This window comes from Rhodobaculum claviforme, from assembly GCF_016653255.1.
GTDB lineage: Bacteria > Pseudomonadota > Alphaproteobacteria > Rhodobacterales > Rhodobacteraceae > Rhodobaculum > Rhodobaculum claviforme.
Genome location: NZ_NHSD01000334.1, coordinates 1 through 16,628, shown reverse-complemented (window position 1 = coordinate 16,628; position 16,628 = coordinate 1). Strand labels below are relative to the sequence as shown.

Genomic DNA, 16,628 nt, shown 5'->3' with positions numbered 1-16,628 from the left:
TGGAGGGGCTGGCGCGCGCGGGCTGGCGGGTGGGGATCTGCACGAACAAGCCCACCCACCTGGCCGAACTGCTGCTCGTCCGCCTCGGGATGCGCGACCTCTTCGCCGCGCTGGTGGGCCAGGGCTGCCTGCCGGTGCGCAAGCCCGACCCCGCCCCGTACCTGGAGACGGTGCACCGCCTTGGCGGACAGACCGCGCGCTCGTTCCTGCTGGGCGACACCGTGACCGACCGCGACACCGCCCGCGCCGCCGGCGTCCCGGTGGCATTGGTGACCTTCGGCCCCGAGGGCGGCGATGTGGCGCGCCTCGACCCCGATGCGCTGCTCGACACCTACGGGGCGCTGGGGCCGCTCGCCGACCGCCTGGTGCCCCACCGCTGACCCCGAACGCCGGGGGCCATGCGCGCCGGTGACATGCGCGCCATTGGGTCCGCCGACCGGCGGACCCCGCCGCCAAGGGGGCTCGATGCCCCCGCCGGCGGCGCCCCTGCCCTCACGGCCGTTGACCGACGCCGCCTTCCCCACTAGCCATGACGCATCGCCCCGGGAGGGGGGCACCCGGGGGGAGGACGATACCGATGTTCACCGCAACGCTCGCCTTTGATCTGGGCGAGGACATCGAGGCCCTGCGCGAGATGGTCCACCGCTGGGCACAGGAGCGCGTGGCCCCCATGGCCGCCGCCATCGACCGCGACAACGTCTTCCCGCACGCGCTGTGGCGCGAGATGGGCGAGTTGGGCCTGCTCGGCATCACGGTCGACGAGGAATTCGGCGGCGCCGGCATGGGCTACCTCGCCCACACCATCGCGATCGAGGAAATCGCCCGCGCCTCGGCCTCCGTCAGCCTGTCCTACGGCGCGCATTCCAACCTCTGCGTCAACCAGATCAAGCTCAACGGCACGCCCGAGCAGAAGGCGCGCTACCTGCCCGGCCTGATCAGCGGCGACCATGTCGGCGCGCTGGCCATGTCCGAGGCCGGCGCCGGATCGGACGTCGTCGGCATGAAGCTGCGCGCGGAAAAGCGCAACGACCGCTTCGTGCTCAACGGCACCAAGTACTGGATCACCAACGGCCCCGATGCCGACACCCTCGTGGTCTATGCCAAGACCGACCCGGAGGCCGGATCGAAGGGCATCACCGCCTTCCTGATCGAGAAGACCATGAAGGGGTTCTCGACCAGCCCGCATTTCGACAAGCTCGGCATGCGCGGCTCCAACACCGCAGAGCTGGTGTTCGAGGATGTGGAGGTCCCCTTCGAGAACATCCTCGGCGAGGAAGGCCGCGGCGTGCGCGTGCTGATGTCGGGCCTCGATTACGAACGCGTGGTGCTGGCGGGCATCGGCACCGGCATCATGGCCGCCTGCCTGGATGCGATCATGCCCTACATGGTGGAGCGCAAGCAGTTCGGCACCTCCATCGGGGACTTCCAGCTGATGCAGGGCAAGATCGCGGACATGTACACCGCGATGAACACCGCGCGCGCCTATGTCTATGCCGTGGCGCGGGCCTGCGACCAGGGCCGCGTCACCCGCCAGGACGCCGCCGCCTGCGTGCTCTATGCCTCCGAACAGGCGATGGTGCAGGCCCACCAGGCCGTGCAGGCCATGGGCGGCGCGGGGTTCCTCAACGACAGCCCCGTCGCGCGCCTCTTCCGCGACGCGAAACTGATGGAGATCGGCGCCGGCACCTCCGAGATCCGCCGCATGCTGATCGGCCGCGAGATGATGGGGGCGATGCGCTGAGCGCCCCCCGGAGGACCCCCCGATGAAGCCCGACCCGACACCCCTGTTCGACGCATCGGCCGCGCGCCGCCGGGTCTTCATGATCTTCTCGGCCCGCTCGCTGCCCTATGCGTCGGTCTGTCTGGAGGGGCTGACCGCACAGTCGGCCGAACCGCTGGACCTGCACCTTGTCGTCGACACCCAGGACGAGGTCACACAACTGCGCGACTTCATTGCCACCCTCGCCGCGGGCGACCGGCACCACATCGCGCTGTATTGCGCCGGTGATCTCGACGCCCTCGCGGCCCGGCGCTTTGCTGCCCTCCCCGCCCTGCGGGCGTTTCGCGACGGCCACCCCTGCTGGCGCAAGATCACCGACCCCCTGCTGCTGAGCGATGGCGATCAGGAGATGATCGTCCTCGACCCCGACCTGTTCTTTCCCAACGCCTTCCGCTTCGAGCCGACCCCGGAGCGGGGCCTGGCCCTGATGTTCCAGCGCCCCAACTGCCTGCTCCCGCCCGACGCCGTCATCCGCGCCTTCGACGCCGGCATCCCGCTCGCCGACCACGTCGACATCGGCGTCGCACAGGTGCGCGCGGACGCCATCGACCCGGCCTGGCTGGAGGGGGTGGTGGGCGCGCTCGATGTCGGACGCTACACCCGCTTCATGCACATCGAGGCGCTGGTGTGGTCGGCGCTGGCGATGCGCATCGGCGGCGGATACCTGGACGCGACCGCATGGCGGTGCTGGCAGCGCGGGACGTTCAAGCGTGCGGCGGTGGCGGCCGGCCTGCCCGGCCACCTGACCCTCAAGCTGGAGCCGATCCCCCGCGCCAAGTGCCTGCATGTCAGCGGCCCGTCGAAGTACTGGCTGCTGTCGGCGCTGGGCTCGGGGTCGCTGTTCTATTCCAACGCCGACCGGCGGGCGGGCACGGCGCTGCGCCCCTTCGTCCCCTTCACCCGCGAGCGGTTCACCTTTCAGCAAAGATACAAGCGCGCCTTCCGCAGGCTGCTGGGAGAGGCGGCATGAGCACGGCGGGGGTCGGACCCAACGCAGGAGCACCAACATGGCCGTGCTGACATCCACCGCAGCCCCCGGATCGGAGGCGTTCCGCGCCAACCGCGCAGCACACCTCGCGGCCCTGGCCGAGGTGTCGCAGGCCGCCGAATGGGCCGCAGCCGGCGGCGGCGACGCCGCGCGCGCGCGTCACGAGGCGCGCGGCAAGATGGCGCCACGCGAGCGGGTGGCGGGGCTGCTGGACCCCGGATCGCCGTTCCTGGAGGTGGGCGCGACGGCCGCGCACGGCATGTATGACGGCGCGGCGCCGTGCGCAGGGGTGATCGCGGGCATCGGCCGGGTCCACGGCGCCGAGGTCATGGTCGTCGCCAACGACGCCACCGTCAAGGGCGGCACCTACTACCCGATGACCGTGAAGAAGCACCTGCGCGCTCAGGAGATCGCCGAGGCGAACCGGCTCCCCTGCGTCTATCTGGTGGATTCGGGCGGCGCCAACCTGCCGAACCAGGACGAGGTGTTCCCCGACCGCGACCACTTCGGCCGCATCTTCTACAACCAGGCCCGGATGAGTGCCGCCGGCATCGCGCAGATCGCCGTCGTCATGGGGTCGTGCACCGCCGGGGGCGCCTATGTCCCGGCGATGTCGGACGTCACGGTGATCGTGCGCGAGCAGGGCACGATCTTCCTCGCCGGCCCGCCGCTGGTGAAGGCCGCCACCGGCGAGGTGGTGACGGCCGAGGATCTGGGCGGCGGCGACGTGCACACCCGCCTGTCCGGCGTCGCCGACTATCTGGCCGAGGACGACGCCCATGCGCTGGCGCTGGCGCGCGAGGCGCTGCGCCACCTCAACCGGGCCACCCCCACCCACCCCGCGCTGGCCACGCCCGAGCCGCCCGCCTACGACCCCGATGACATCCTGGGCGTGGTCCCGGCCGACCTGCGCACCCCCTATGACATCCGCGAGGTGATCGCGCGGGTCGTCGACGGCTCGCGGCTCGATGAGTTCAAGCCGCGCTTCGGCGAGACCCTCGTCACCGGCTTTGCCCATATCGAGGGGATGCCGGTGGGGATCATCGCCAACAACGGCGTTCTGTTCTCGGAAAGCGCCGTGAAGGGCGCGCATTTCATCGAACTGTGCAGCCAGCGCCGCATCCCGCTGGTGTTCCTGCAGAACATCACCGGCTTCATGGTCGGCCGCCGGTATGAAAACGAGGGCATCGCCCGGCATGGCGCCAAGATGGTGACGGCGGTGGCCACCACGGCGGTGCCCAAGATCACGATGCTGGTGGGCGGATCCTTCGGGGCGGGCAACTATGGCATGTCGGGGCGCGCTTACAGCCCGCGCTTCCTGTGGACATGGCCCAACAGCCGCATCGGCGTGATGGGCGGCGCGCAGGCCGCGGGCGTGCTGGCGACCGTGCGCCGCGACGCGATGGAGCGCGCCGGCAAGACCTGGTCCGCCGAGGAGGAGGAGGCCTTCAAGCGTCCCACGGTGGAGATGTTCGAGCGCCAGTCCCATCCGCTGCATGCCTCGGCGCGGCTGTGGGACGACGGGATCATCGACCCGCGCAAGACACGCACGGTGCTGGCGCTGTCCCTGCGCGCGGCGCTCAACGCCCCGATCGAGGAGACGCGCTTTGGCGTGTTCCGCATGTGAGGGGCCGGATGTGAAAGGGCTGCATCGATGATCGTGGCGGGATTGATCACGCTGTTCGTGCTGTGGCTGCTGCTGGTGCCGCGCGGCCGGATGCGGCTGGCGGAGGTGTCACGCGACCGCCCCGGCCATGTGGCGTGGATGGCGCTGGGGGCGGGGCTGGTGCTGGTGACCGTCTGGGGCATGGTGCTGCCGGTGATCGGGGCCGCGCAGGTGCCCACCCCCTTCGGCCCGTCCGAGATCTGGCGCGTCACCGGCGTTCTGGTGTTCGTCTGGGTGGGCGTGAGCGTCTGGCGAGGCGCGCTGTGACGGGCCGCGCGCGCGGCGCCGGACGGGTGCCTCCGCCCGCTCTCGATGCACCGTTGACCGGGAGGACCGCATGTTCCGTCGCATCCTGATCGCCAACCGCGGCGAAATCGCCTGCCGTGTCATCGCCACATGCCGCAGGCTGGGGGTGGAAACGGTGGCGGTGTATTCCGACGCCGACGCGGGGTCGGCCCATGTCGCCGCCGCCGACGCGGCCGTGCATATCGGCGGGCCCGCACCCGCCGACAGCTACCTGCGCGGGGATGCGATCATCGCGGCGGCCCACGCCACCGGCGCGCAGGCGATCCACCCCGGCTATGGCTTCCTGTCGGAAAACCCGGATTTCGTGGCGGCGGTGGCGGCGGCGGGTCTGGTGTTCATCGGCCCCTCGGCCGACGCGATCCGCGCCATGGGCCTGAAGGACGCCGCCAAGGCGCTGATGGCCGAGGCCGGCGTCCCGGTCGTGCCGGGCTATCACGGCGCCAACCAGGACCCCGAGCATCTGGCGGGCGCGGCCGACGCCATCGGATATCCCGTCCTGATCAAGGCGGTGGCGGGCGGCGGCGGCAAGGGCATGCGCACGGTGGCCCGCCCGGCCGACTTTGCCGCGGCCCTCGCCAGCGCCCGGGCCGAGGCGCGCACCGCCTTCGGCAACGACGCCGTGCTGGTGGAGAAATACGTCGAGAAGCCCCGCCACATCGAGTTGCAGATCTTTGGCGACGGCACCCACGCCGTGCATCTGTTCGAACGCGACTGCTCGCTCCAGCGCCGCCACCAGAAGGTGATCGAGGAGGCCCCCGCCCCCGGCATGCCCGCGGGCATGCGCAAGGCCATGGGTGCCGCCGCCGTCCGCGCCGCCGAGGCGATCGGCTACAGCGGCGCCGGTACGGTGGAGTTCATCGTCGACGCCTCGGACGGGCTGCGCGAGGACCGCTTCTGGTTCATGGAGATGAACACCCGCCTGCAGGTCGAGCACCCGGTGACCGAGGCGATCACCGGCGTCGATCTGGTGGAGTGGCAACTGCGCGTCGCCTCCGGCGAACCCCTGCCCCGCCGTCAGGAGGAGCTGAGCATCGACGGCCACGCCTTCGAGGCGCGGCTTTACGCCGAAGATGTCCCGGCGGGGTTCCTTCCGGCCACGGGGCGGCTGGCGCATCTGGCCTTCGCACCCGGTGTGCGGGCGGATTCGGGCGTGCGGCCGGGCGACACCATCAGCCCCTGGTACGACCCGATGATCGCCAAGGTGATCGTGCACGGCCCCACCCGCGCGATCGCGCTGGCACGGCTGGCCGACGCGCTGGCGCGGACCGAGGTCGCGGGCACCGTGACCAACCTCGCCTTTCTGGGCGCGCTGGCCCGCCATCCGGGGTTTGCGGCGGGCGATGTGGACACCGGCCTGATCGCGCGCGATCTGGAGGCGCTGACCCACGCGCCGGCCGCCAACGGCCCGGCGCTGGCCCTCGCGGCGCTGGGCGCGGCGGGTCTGGCGCAGGGCGGCGCAGCGGACACCGGCTTCACGCTGTGGTCCGCGCTGCGCCGTCGCGTCACCGTGGCCGAGGCCGGCACCCCGCACGAGGCCGTGATCGAGGCCGAGGCCCCCGGCCGCTTCACCGTGGAGATCGCAGGCACCCGCCACGCCTGCCGCCACGACGGGGCGGGATGGTGGGTGGACGGTGTGCGCGCGCCGGGGCGCCTGCTGGCGGGGCCGTCGGGGGTGCATCTGTTCGGTGCGGTGCCACAGCACTTCACCGTGCCCGACCCGCTGGCGCGCGGCGGCACCGAGGCCGCAGCGGCGCTGGTCTGCGCGCCGATGCCGGGGCTGGTGCGCGCGGTGTTCGTGGCCGCGGGCGACACCGTGGCGCTGGGCGACCGGCTGGCGGTGTTCGAGGCGATGAAGATGGAGCACACCCTGACCGCCGCCCGCGAAGGTCGCGTGGCCGAGGTGCTGGTGGCCGAGGGCACACAGGTGGAGGCCGGCGCCCCCCTGATCCGGCTGGAGGAGGCCGACCCCGCATGACCCCGCGCGACATCGAGATCGTCGAGGTCGGCCCCCGCGACGGGCTGCAGAACGAGGCGCGGATCATTCCCGCCGACGACAAGATCGCGCTCATCGACCTGTTGTCGGGTGCGGGGTTCACCCGGATCGAAGTCGCAAGCTTCGTCAGCCCCAGGTGGGTGCCGCAGATGGCCGACGGCGCGGCCGTGCTGGCGGGCATCCGCCGCGCGCCCGGGGTCGGCTACAGCGCGTTGACGCCGAACATGAAGGGCTACCTTGCCGCGCGCGCGGCGCAGGCCGACGCGGTGGCGGTGTTCGGCTCGGCCTCGGAGGGGTTCTCGCGGGCCAACCTCAACGCGTCGGTGGCCGAGGCGCTGGAGCGATTCGCACCGGTCTGCGCGGCGGCCCGGGCCGACGGGGTGACGGTGCGGGGGTATGTCTCGTGCGTGACCGACTGCCCGTTCGACGGGCCGGTGGCACCCGAGGCGGTGGCCCATGTCGCCGCCGCCCTGCGCGCGATGGGCTGCGCCGAGATCAGCCTCGGCGATACGCTCGGGCGGGCGACCCCGCAGGCCGTGGCGCGGATGCTCAAGGCCGTTCTGGAGGTCGTGCCCGCGCCCGCGCTCGCGGGCCATTTCCACGACACCGGCGGACGTGCGCTGGCCAACATCGATGTCGCGCTGGACCACGGCGTGCGGGTGTTCGACGCGGCGGTGGGCGGGCTTGGCGGCTGCCCGTATGCGCCGGGTGCGGCGGGCAATGTCGCGACCGAGGCGGTGGCCGCGCATCTTGCCGCACGCGGGCTGCACACCGGGCTTGACGCGGAGGTGCTGGCGCGTGCGGCCCGACTGGCCCGGTCGTTGCGCGGCGGCTGAGGCGCGCCGTCAGCGCCCGGCGGCGGTGCGCTGGGCCCGGCTGCCGTGCAGCGCCTCGGCCCGGGTCTCGAAGGCGCGCACGATGCGCTGCATCGCCTCGTTGAACACCACGCCGATCAGACGTTGCAGGATGGCGTTGCGGAACTCGAAGTCCACGCTGAAGTCGACCTCGCAGCCGCCCCCCTCCAGCGGGGTGAAGCGCCAGTGCGACTTCATGTGCCGAAACGGCCCGTCGATGTATTCGGTCTGGATGTGCCGGTCGGCGTGCCACAGCGTCACGCGGCTGCCGAAGCGTTCGCGGAAGACCTTGAACGAGACCACCAGATCGGCCTCCATCACCTCGCCGCCCGGAAAGGGCCTGCGCGAGCGGATGCGCGCGGCGGCCGTCCACGGCAGGAACTCGGGGTAGCGCGCCACATCGGCGACCAGATCATACATCTGATCGGCGCTGTAGGGCAGTTTGCGATGTTCCTCGTGAGCCGGCATCGGACGCGGCCTCCCCTGCGTGACACTGGCGCTCCATGTCGTAGAATGGGGCACCGAAATCAAGGGTCCGACATGACGCAACCCCCCCAAGCCCGTCCCGACACCACAGCACAAGTGCCGACCTATGTCATCGACGAGATGATATCGGCCAAGTCCATCGCCGCAAGGGTCGAGGCGCTGGCGCGCGAGATCACCGCGCATTTCCACGACACCGACAAGCTGGTGGTCGTGGGGCTTCTGCGCGGCTCGTTCATCTTCATCGCCGATCTGGTGCGCGAACTGCGCCTGCCGGTGGAGGTCGACTTCCTCGAGGCGTCCTCCTACGGCACCGGCATGCAGTCCACCCGCGAGGTGCGCATCCTCAAGGACCTCTCGGGCGAGATCCAGGGCCGCGACGTGCTGGTGGTCGAGGACATCGTCGACACCGGCTTCACCCTGAGCCACGTGACCCAGATGCTGCGCGCGCGCGGGCCCCGGCGGCTGGAAATCTGCGCGCTGCTCGACAAGCCCTCGCGCCGGGAAGTGCCGATGCAGGCCACCTGGACCGGGTTCGAGATCCCCGACGAATTCGTCGTGGGCTACGGCATCGACTATGCCCAGCTCAACCGTAACCTGCCGCACATCGGCAAGGTGCGGTTCCTGACGTGAACCTGTTCTGGTTGCTGCGCATGGCGCGCTGGGTGCGCCAGCCACCGTCCGAAGGGGCTGTGCGCTTCGTGCTGGCGATCATGGCGCTGTGCCTCGTGCTGTTTGCCGTGGAACGTATCTGGGGCTGGCCCGAGATGCTGACCCCCAACAGCCCGAGCGGCCGCGCGCCGTGGTAGGGGTCAGTAATCGCGCTCGAAGAACACGCCGACGCCACTGCGGCCTTCGGTATCGGTGCGCCCGCGCACCGTCACCGACCGGCTGACATCGAGGTTGATCGACACCTCGCTGCGGCCCTCGCTGTCGACGGTGACGTCGGTGTAGATGTTCTCGGTCAGGTAACGCCCCACCCGCAGCGCCGCGAGGCCGTCATCGGTCGTCGATACGTCCAGATCGTCCAGCCCGAAGCCCTGGCGCAGGTTGCCCACCACCCCCTCGCCGCCGCGCCCGGCCAGCGTCGCCACCGCCGAGGCAAGCTGCGCCGCCTGGAACGGCGACAGCCGGTCAAGGCCCCGGCCGAACAGAATCAGGGCGACGACCTCCTCCTCCGGCAGATCCGGCACCGACTGGAACGAGATGCCGAGGTCGTTCGCCTCCCCCTCCACCAGGATGGAGGCGTTGACGCCATCGGTCTGGGTGGTGGCCGTCATGGTGATGAAGGGAACGAAGCGCCCGGTCATCCGCGCCGCCCCCTCCGACAGCGTGAACCGCCGCCCCAGGATATCGAGCCGGCCGCGGATCAGCGCGAACTCCCCCGCCGGGATCACCCGGGCGGTGGTGCCCGTCAGGCGCAACTCGCCGCCCATCTCGGCGTCCAGGCCGCGGCCGCGGATGAACAGCCGGTTCGGGCTGGACAGCGTGACATCGAGGGCAAACGGGTTGCCGCCAGTCTCGGCGGTCTCGGCATCGCCATTGATCCCGGCGCGCAGGCGGGTCAGCCGCGCGGGCCCGCTTTCCCCCACATGCACGATGCCGGGCGGGGTATAGCCGCCCACCCCGAGGCCGGTGGAGGGGATGCGGACCTCCGTCTCGGCCAGCGACAGCGCGCCCGAGATGCGCCCGCCGCCCGTCAGGGGCCCGTCGATGCTGACCCCCCCCGACACCCGGGTCTCATAGATGCGCCGGTCGGTCAGCCGCGCACCCGCCAGATCGATCCGCAGCGCGGCCGGAAGCCCGGCGCCCAGCCCGATCGTCCCGCCCGCGGTGATCGACCCGCCGCCCTGGACCTGCGCGCGGGCATCCACCGACACCTGCCCGCGGCCCAGGTCGATGTTCGCGCCGATCCCCTCCAGCGTCAGGCCCGCCTGCGGCACCACCAGCCGTGCCCCCGTGGTCGCCACCGTGCCCGACAGCGCCTCCAGCCCCGGCGGGCCGTCCAGCCGCAGATCGAACCGCACCGGCCCCTGGAGGTTCAGCGGATCGGCAAAGCGGTTGACCAGCGCCAGGTTGGCCGTCCCGTTGACCGCAAGCGCCGCCGTCAGGTCGCGCCCCATCTGTCCGGTGACGCGCGCGTCGATGCCGCCCGGCCCGGTGCCCCGCAGGTCGATGGCATAGCGTTGGGCCGCGGCGTCGGCGTCGGTGATGGTGCCCTGCACCGTCGCAGGCCCGCCGAAGCCCGGCACCAGCGTGCCCAGATCGGCCAGCCGGGCCTGAAGCTCCAGCCGGCGGGAGGTGCCGTCGACGGTGGCGTCGGCCTGCGCGCTCAGCAGCGGGGTCGTCAGCCGCGCCGCGCGCACCCGCAACCGCTCGCCCAGCTGCTCGGCCTGAAGGCTGATGCGCGCGGTGCCCCGAAGCAGGCGGTCGATCTCGAAGATGCCGGTGGTGATGTCCTGCCCGTCGGCCGCCAGGTCGAGGGTCCGCCGCGCGCCCTCGGCGCGGAAGCGGGCCTCGGTGGCGATGCGTCCGGACAGATCGGGGCGCAGCACGCCCAGGTTCGCCAGCACGGCATCGGCGTCGAGCGTGATGTCGTCGCCCTGCATGCGCCCGGTGGCGGTGGCCGACAGCCCCGTCGCGCTGGCCAGCCGCAGCGCCTCCAGGGTGACGACGCCCTCGCGCAGGGCGGCGGCGATGTCGATGCTGGTCTGCCCCGCCAGCAGGCGGTCGACCTCGGCCACGCCCACGGCGATGTCGGTCGCGGTGGCCAGCGCGCGCAGCTGCTGCGCGCCACCTTCGTCGGTGACGCTGCCTTCGGCCACGAACTGACCGCCCAGACCGGGCCCCAGAACCGCCAGGTCCGCAAGCCGCACGCGCCCTTCGAAGTCGCTGCGCTCGGGCGCGATGCGTCCGGCGGCGCGCGCCTCCAGGCCGCGTTCGGTCGTCAGGTCGAAGCGCGCGATGTCCAGCGCGTCGGCCTCCTGCACCGCATCGAGGTCGATCCGGCTGTCCCCCGCCAGCAGACCGTCGATCTGCGGCTGCCCCGCGGCCAGGTCGCGCCCTTCGGCCTCCAGCCGCAGTCGGCGGGTGCCCCCCTCCTCCAGCAGCCGGGCCTGCGCGCCGAGCCCGCCGGACCAGCCCGGCCCCAGCACGCCCAGATCCGTGAAATCGAGGCGCGCGCTCAGATCGCTGCCCGCCGCGCCCAGCCGACCCTCGGCCTCCAGCTCCAGGGTGGTCGCGGTCAGCGACGCGCGGTCAAGGAACACCACCCCCGCGCCCAGGCTTGCGCGCACGCCGATGCGCGACTCGCCCGCCAGCAGGCCGTTGAGTTCGGCGAGGCCGGTGGTGATGTCGCGGCCGGTGGCATCGACTTCCAGGCGTTGCAGATCCCCCGCCCCGACCAGTCGCGCATCGGCCCGCAGCGCGCCGCCGTACTCCGGGCCCAGCACGCCGATGTCGGCAAACTCCACCGTGACGGTCAGGTCCGAATCGGCGCTGCGCAGCACCCCGTCGGCCTGAGCGGTGAAGCCTTGCGCCGTCACCGACAGCGCGTCCAGCGTGGTACCGTCGCCGTCGCGCCGCATCCCGCCGGCGATCCGGGCGGTCCCGGCCAGCAGGCGGTCGACCTCGTCGATGCCGGCGGTCAGGTCGGTGCCGGTGACGTCGATCCGGGCGTCGAAGGCGCCGTCCAGAACCTCGGCCGTGCCGTCGATGCGCGCCCGCGCGCCCCCCGACAACGGCCGTCCGGCCAGCCCGGAGAACCGCGCCATGTCATCGAGCCGCGCCTCGACATCGCCCGCAACGGTCTGCCCGTCGATGGTGGCGCGCCCCACGAGGCCATAGCCCGCCCCCTCCAGCCGCAGATCCTCGATCCGCAGCGGCGTCCCCTCGCGCCAGTCGATGCGCATCGCGGCGGTGACGCGCGTGCCCAGCGCCTCGGCCAGGGCCGGGTCGGCGGGGGCCAGCCCGTCGGCTACCAGGCGCAGCGCGCCATCGGCCCGGCGCGGATCGTCGCCCAGCCGCCCGCCCCCCGTCAGCGCCACCTGCGCGGCGACCAGGTCGGGACGCTCCAGCCCGCGAAGGGTGATGTCGGCGCTCCAGTCCTCGGACCGGGCGGCGTCGAAATCGACCACGAGGTCCAGCCCGTCGATGGTCGTGGGATCGCCCGCCAGCGGCAGCAGCACCGGGCCGCCATCGGCCGCCGCCACCCGCCCCGTCAGCGCCACGCGCTCCGGAATGCCCGAGGCGCCCAGCGACAGCCCCCCCTCCAGCCGCAGCTGCGCAGTGGTCAGGTCGATCTGCGACAGCACCAGACCGCCGTCGTCACGCTGCCGCCCCGCCACCGCAAGACGCGCCTGCGCGCCGAAGAAGTCGCGGTAGGCCGGCATGAACAGCGGCCGCATGTCGCCATCGATGTCGACCCGAAACGTCTGCGCGTCCTGCGCGTCCCGCGCCAGCACCACGCCCCCGGTCAGCCGCGGCGCCCCGTCGGTCTCCAGCGCGATGTCGGCGGAAAAATCGCTCAAGGGTCCGGCGCCCGCCACCTCCAGCCCGAGGCTGGGCGCCCCCGGCAGTCCCAGCGCCCCGGCCACGATCCCGGCGGGCCCCTCGCGCAGGCTCAGGTCCAGCGCCAGTTCGCGGCTTGTGTTGGAAAAGCTGCCCTCCAGGCGCAGCGCGCCCTCGGCGCCATCGGTGCGCGTGATGTCCAGCTCGGTGCGGCCCGACCCCCCCGACAGCTGCGCCGCCCCCGACAGGCGCACCGTCACCTCCTGGCCGAGGATCGGCGCGCCCAGCCGCAGCACCTCGGCCTCGATCCGGCCGATGTCCACCGACAGCGGCAGCTCCGGCAGCGCGAACGGCGTCGCTTCGGGGCTGGGCGCGTCGCCGGGGCCGGTGTCGGGCAGACGCTCCAGGATGATCTCGTCCGCGCTCAGGGCGTTGACCTGCAACGCCCGGCGAAACAGCGCCCCGCGGTTCCAGTCGAGCTCCGCCCCGCGCAGTGTCAGCCACACCCCGTCGTCATCCGCGATCGTCAGCTCCGCGATGGTCGCCCGCGACGACAGCGCGCCGGAAAAGCCCCGGATGCGCACCTCGCGCCCGGCGTCGGACAGCTGGTCCTGCAACAGCCGCGTCAGGAAATTCTCGTCCTCGGCCCACAGCGGCGCGGGCGCGGCAAAGGCGGTGGCCAGCGCAAGCGGCGCGGCCAGCGTGCGGGGGGTAAACCGGCGCATCAGAACGCCTGCCCGATGCCGATGTAAAGCTGCGCGCCGCTGCCGGTGTCCCCGGCCACGGGGCCCGCCAGATCCACCCGGATCGGCCCGATGCCGGTGGCATAGCGCAGCCCGATGCCCGCGCCCGCGTGCCATTCCCCGTCGTCAAAGAGGCTCGAGGCGCTGACGAGGCCCGCGTCGGCGAACCCCACCACCCCGATGTTGCCGCGCGCGGCCACGCGCACCTCGCCCGACACACCGGCAAAGCCGCGCCCGCCCAGCCGGACCGTCTGCCCGCCCGGCGCCGGACGCTCCACCCCCAGCACGCGATAGGGCTGCCCGCGCACCGTGCCGCTGCCCCCCGACAGGAACAGCAGCTGGCGCGGCGTATCCTCCAGCGCGGCCCCGAGCACCGATCCGATCTGTGCCCGCCCCGCCAGCACCACCCGCTCGCCCACCGGCAGGAAGCCGCGTGCATCGAGCCGCAGCTGCGCGCCGCTGGCCGATCCCCGCAACCCGTAGAACGGCAGGGCCCGCCCATCGAGGTAAATCCCCCGGCGCGCGTCGATCTCGTCGTCGCGGGCGTCATAGCGCAGGCCCGCCGGCAGCGTCAGGATCGAACGCGACCGGCTGCCGCGGACATCACGCGCGCGCTCGAACAGATACCCCACGCCCAGCTCGGCCGTCAGCCGGTCCGAGAAGATGTGCAGCACCCCCGCCTCGATGCTGACGCGGCGGGCGTCGAAATCCCGTTCGTTGACGGTCTCGGCAATGGCCGACAGGGTCAGCGTTGTTTCGGGCGTGAAGGTGGCGGGCCGCGTCAGCAGCACCGAGAAGCGATAGTCCTGCCCGCCGATGCTGGAGCCGATGCTGCCCACCTCACCCTCGATGCGCAGCCGCTCGGCTCCGCCCAGAAGGTTGCGGTGCAGCCAGAACGCGCTGACGCGCGCGCCATCGTCGGTGTCGAGCTCCGCGCCGAAGCCAAAGCGGCGCAGCGGCGCCTCGACCAGTGTGGCGGTCACATCCAGCGTGTTGCCGGGGCCCAGCGCCTCGCCCTCGACCATCGCGACCGAGGTGAAGCTGCCGGTGCGGCGCAGCCGCTGCGCGGCCAGCGCGATGGCGGCGGGATCGAACACCTCGCCTTCGGGAAAGCCCGCGATCTTGCGCACGCGGTTGGGGCGCATGCGCTCGTTCCCGCTGAGGATCAGCGACCCGAAGCGCACCTGCGGCCCCGGCAGGATCGGCACCTGTGCATCCAGCGTCGCGGCGGGGTGATCGGCGATGATGCGCGCCTGCCCCGCGCTGGCGGTGGCATGACCGGCCGTGCGCCAGCCGCTGACGGCGCTGCGCGTGGCCTGCCGGATCAGGTCGGAGCGGGCGATCTCGCCCTCGGCGAACCCCGAAGGCAGGTCGGTGCCGGGCGCCAGCGGCGCAACCTCGGCGCGGGAGAACACGAAGCGCGGCCCGAGGTCCACGCTGACGATGACCTCGCGCACCGCGCGCGGAACCTCCAGCGCGTCGAACTCCGCCGCCTCGCGCCCGTCGATGCGCACCGAGACGCTGCCGCCGTAGTACCCGCCGCCGTACAGAACCGCGACCATCCGGCCATATTCCGCCCGTGCCGCGGCCAGCAACTCCTGCGGGTCGTCGATGCCGGCGGTCTGCGCCTCCAGCAGCAGCGAGGCGGCGCGCAGGCCCGCCTCCATCCGGCTGCCGGCGCCGGGCGCGTCCAGGGTGACACGCTCCAGCGCCGTGGCGGGCGCAGCCAGCGCCACACCCAAGGCCACCGCCCCCCCGAGGCGCCCCAGATCCCCGAGGAAAGTGCGAAGAACATCACCCTTGTGCATTGGATTTCTTCTGGCACGAACGCGGCCGCTTCGCAACTTTGTCCGCCGCGGCTGCGGCGGAAATCCGCACCCCGCGCCGCTCAATGCGGGTCGGGCCGGCGTGCAAGCAGCGCCAGCACTCCCGCAAGGCCGCACATCACGACGGGAAACATGGTGAAGACCCCGAACCCGAAGGCAAAGACCATCCCCGCCGTGGCCGCGAGCATCAGCAGCCCCCCCACGATGTGCTCCGAGCGGGCCATCGCCGCACCCGCGATGGCCAGCACCGGCGCCATCAGGCTGACGGTGCGGATCAGCACCGGATTGTCGACCGGCCCCAGCACGTCCCCCAGCTCCGACCAGCGGGCCAGAAGCTCGGTGTAGCCGAAGCTGAAAAACCCCACGAGCATCCCCCACAGCCCACCGATGAGCCCCAGAACCAGTGCCGCATTGCGCATCGCATCCGTCCTCCCGTGACGCCTGCATCGCACGCCGGAGGTGCGTCGAAAACCCCGACCGCCCGCCGCGCGCTTGATTTTTCCATCCGATTCGGCCTTGATGGTCCCGGTCTGGCGCCGCCGGTCCGATCGTGTGTCGCAAGCCGCGGGGGGATGGGTGGCCGGGCCGCACAGCGCACGGCAATCATGCCGCCGCGCGACCACGACAGGGGACGACGGAACTATGCCGACCGGTACTGTGAAATGGTTCAATGCCACCAAGGGCTTTGGGTTCATCGCGCCCGATGGGGGCGGCAAGGACGTGTTCGTCCACATCTCGGCGGTGGAGCGCGCCGGGCTGCAGGGCCTCGATGACAACCAGAAGGTTGGGTTCGAGTTGCAGTCGGGCCGCGACGGGCGCGAATCCGCCTCGGACCTGCGCCTGCTCTGAGGTCACGCACCAGCAAGACCCGCGCCCGGATCATTCCGGGCGCGGGGGCGCGTCGGGGTCCCAGCCCCGCGCCACCGGAGCACCCAGCCGCAACAGATCCACCGCCCGCGCGGCGATCTGCGACACCACCGAATCCAGCGTTTCGGGGCGCAGATAGAAGGCGGGCACCGGCGGCAGCACCATCGCCCCCATCTCGGTCACGGCCGTCATGTTGCGCAGATGCGCCAGCGTCAGCGGCGCTTCGCGCGCGAGCAGCACCAGCGGGCGGCGCTCCTTCAGCTGCACCCCGGCCGCGCGCGTCAGCAGGTTGTCATCCAGCCCGTGCGCGATCGCCGCCAGCGACCGCATGGAGCACGGCGCCACGATCATCCCCGCCACCGGGCACGACCCCGACGCGATGGCCGCCCCCACGTCGCGCACGCTGTGGCGTCGTGTCACCAGCCCCTCCAGCCGCGCCAGCGCCTGCGGCCCGCATTCCTCCGCCAGGGTGCGTTCGGCAGCGGGCGAGATCACCAGATCCACCTCCGCCCCCAGACGCGCCAGATGCCCTGCCGCCGCCAGCGCCAGCGCCGCCCCCGAGGCACCGGCCACGCCCAGCACCACCCGGCTCATGCCCCGCCCCCCGAGAGGG

General features: G+C 72.4%; 15 protein-coding genes. 10 read left to right on the top strand and 5 right to left on the bottom strand.

All coding sequences use genetic code 11. The annotated features are described in order from the left end of the window. The 7 genes from CCR87_RS16955 to CCR87_RS16925 form a co-directional block, all read left to right on the top strand. A partial coding sequence (locus tag CCR87_RS16955; protein WP_201158726.1) for an HAD-IA family hydrolase occupies positions 1–380 on the top strand: 380 nt, incomplete at its 5' end. A 197-nt stretch (positions 381–577) separates the two neighbouring features. Continuing rightward, positions 578–1,741: an isovaleryl-CoA dehydrogenase gene (locus tag CCR87_RS16950; protein ID WP_201158725.1), complete on the top strand. Its 1,164-nt coding sequence runs from the start codon at positions 578–580 to the stop codon at positions 1,739–1,741. A 22-nt stretch (positions 1,742–1,763) separates the two neighbouring features. Then, complete coding sequence (locus CCR87_RS16945; protein ID WP_201158724.1) at positions 1,764–2,750, top strand: hypothetical protein; 987 nt, start codon at positions 1,764–1,766, stop codon at positions 2,748–2,750. A 37-nt stretch (positions 2,751–2,787) separates the two neighbouring features. Further along, positions 2,788–4,395 (top strand): carboxyl transferase domain-containing protein, encoded by a 1,608-nt coding sequence (locus CCR87_RS16940; RefSeq protein WP_201158723.1) that lies wholly within the window; start codon positions 2,788–2,790, stop codon positions 4,393–4,395. A 27-nt stretch (positions 4,396–4,422) separates the two neighbouring features. Then, a complete protein-coding gene (locus CCR87_RS16935; protein ID WP_201158722.1) occupies positions 4,423–4,701 on the top strand; it encodes a hypothetical protein in 279 nt (92 codons plus the stop codon). Between the two features lie 70 nt (positions 4,702–4,771). Then, positions 4,772–6,715, top strand: coding sequence for an ATP-binding protein (locus tag CCR87_RS16930; RefSeq protein WP_201158721.1), 1,944 nt, complete (start codon positions 4,772–4,774; stop codon positions 6,713–6,715). Continuing rightward, positions 6,712–7,569, top strand: a complete 858-nt coding sequence (locus CCR87_RS16925) for a hydroxymethylglutaryl-CoA lyase (protein WP_201158720.1) — start codon at positions 6,712–6,714, stop codon at positions 7,567–7,569. Before CCR87_RS16930 ends, CCR87_RS16925 begins: the two co-directional genes overlap by 4 nt. Positions 7,570–7,578: 9 nt before the next feature. Here the strand turns inward: CCR87_RS16925 and CCR87_RS16920 are convergent, their stop codons facing one another. Next, positions 7,579–8,055 carry a type II toxin-antitoxin system RatA family toxin gene (locus tag CCR87_RS16920; protein ID WP_201158719.1) on the bottom strand — a complete coding sequence of 159 codons (477 nt, stop codon included), beginning with the start codon at positions 8,053–8,055 and terminating at the stop codon, positions 7,579–7,581. Positions 8,056–8,127: 72 nt separating this feature from the next. Between CCR87_RS16920 and hpt the strand changes: the two genes are divergently transcribed. Continuing rightward, entirely contained in the window at positions 8,128–8,703 is a 576-nt protein-coding gene (gene hpt, locus CCR87_RS16915) for a hypoxanthine phosphoribosyltransferase (RefSeq protein ID WP_201158718.1), read from the top strand. Further along, a complete protein-coding gene (locus CCR87_RS16910) occupies positions 8,700–8,879 on the top strand; it encodes a hypothetical protein (RefSeq protein WP_201158717.1) in 180 nt (59 codons plus the stop codon). Before hpt ends, CCR87_RS16910 begins: the two co-directional genes overlap by 4 nt. Before the next feature lie 3 nt (positions 8,880–8,882). Here the strand turns inward: CCR87_RS16910 and CCR87_RS16905 are convergent, their stop codons facing one another. From CCR87_RS16905 to CCR87_RS16895, 3 genes are all read right to left on the bottom strand, one after another. Then, positions 8,883–13,304, bottom strand: a complete 4,422-nt coding sequence (locus CCR87_RS16905; RefSeq protein WP_201158716.1) for a translocation/assembly module TamB domain-containing protein — start codon at positions 13,302–13,304, stop codon at positions 8,883–8,885. After that, complete coding sequence (locus CCR87_RS16900; RefSeq protein WP_201158715.1) at positions 13,304–15,130, bottom strand: autotransporter assembly complex protein TamA; 1,827 nt, start codon at positions 15,128–15,130, stop codon at positions 13,304–13,306. Before CCR87_RS16900 ends, CCR87_RS16905 begins: the two co-directional genes overlap by 1 nt. A gap of 80 nt (positions 15,131–15,210) precedes the next feature. Beyond that, positions 15,211–15,567, bottom strand: a complete 357-nt coding sequence (locus tag CCR87_RS16895) for a hypothetical protein (protein WP_201158714.1) — start codon at positions 15,565–15,567, stop codon at positions 15,211–15,213. A gap of 223 nt (positions 15,568–15,790) precedes the next feature. Here CCR87_RS16895 and CCR87_RS16890 point away from each other — a divergent pair, with 223 nt between their 5' ends. Next, positions 15,791–15,997 carry a cold-shock protein gene (locus tag CCR87_RS16890; protein ID WP_201158713.1) on the top strand — a complete coding sequence of 69 codons (207 nt, stop codon included), beginning with the start codon at positions 15,791–15,793 and terminating at the stop codon, positions 15,995–15,997. Between the two features lie 30 nt (positions 15,998–16,027). Here CCR87_RS16890 and CCR87_RS16885 read toward each other — a convergent pair whose 3' ends face one another. Further along, on the bottom strand, positions 16,028–16,609 hold the full coding sequence (locus tag CCR87_RS16885) for a UbiX family flavin prenyltransferase (protein ID WP_201158712.1): 582 nt from the start codon (positions 16,607–16,609) through the stop codon (positions 16,028–16,030). Between the last annotated feature and the right edge of the window lie 19 nt (positions 16,610–16,628).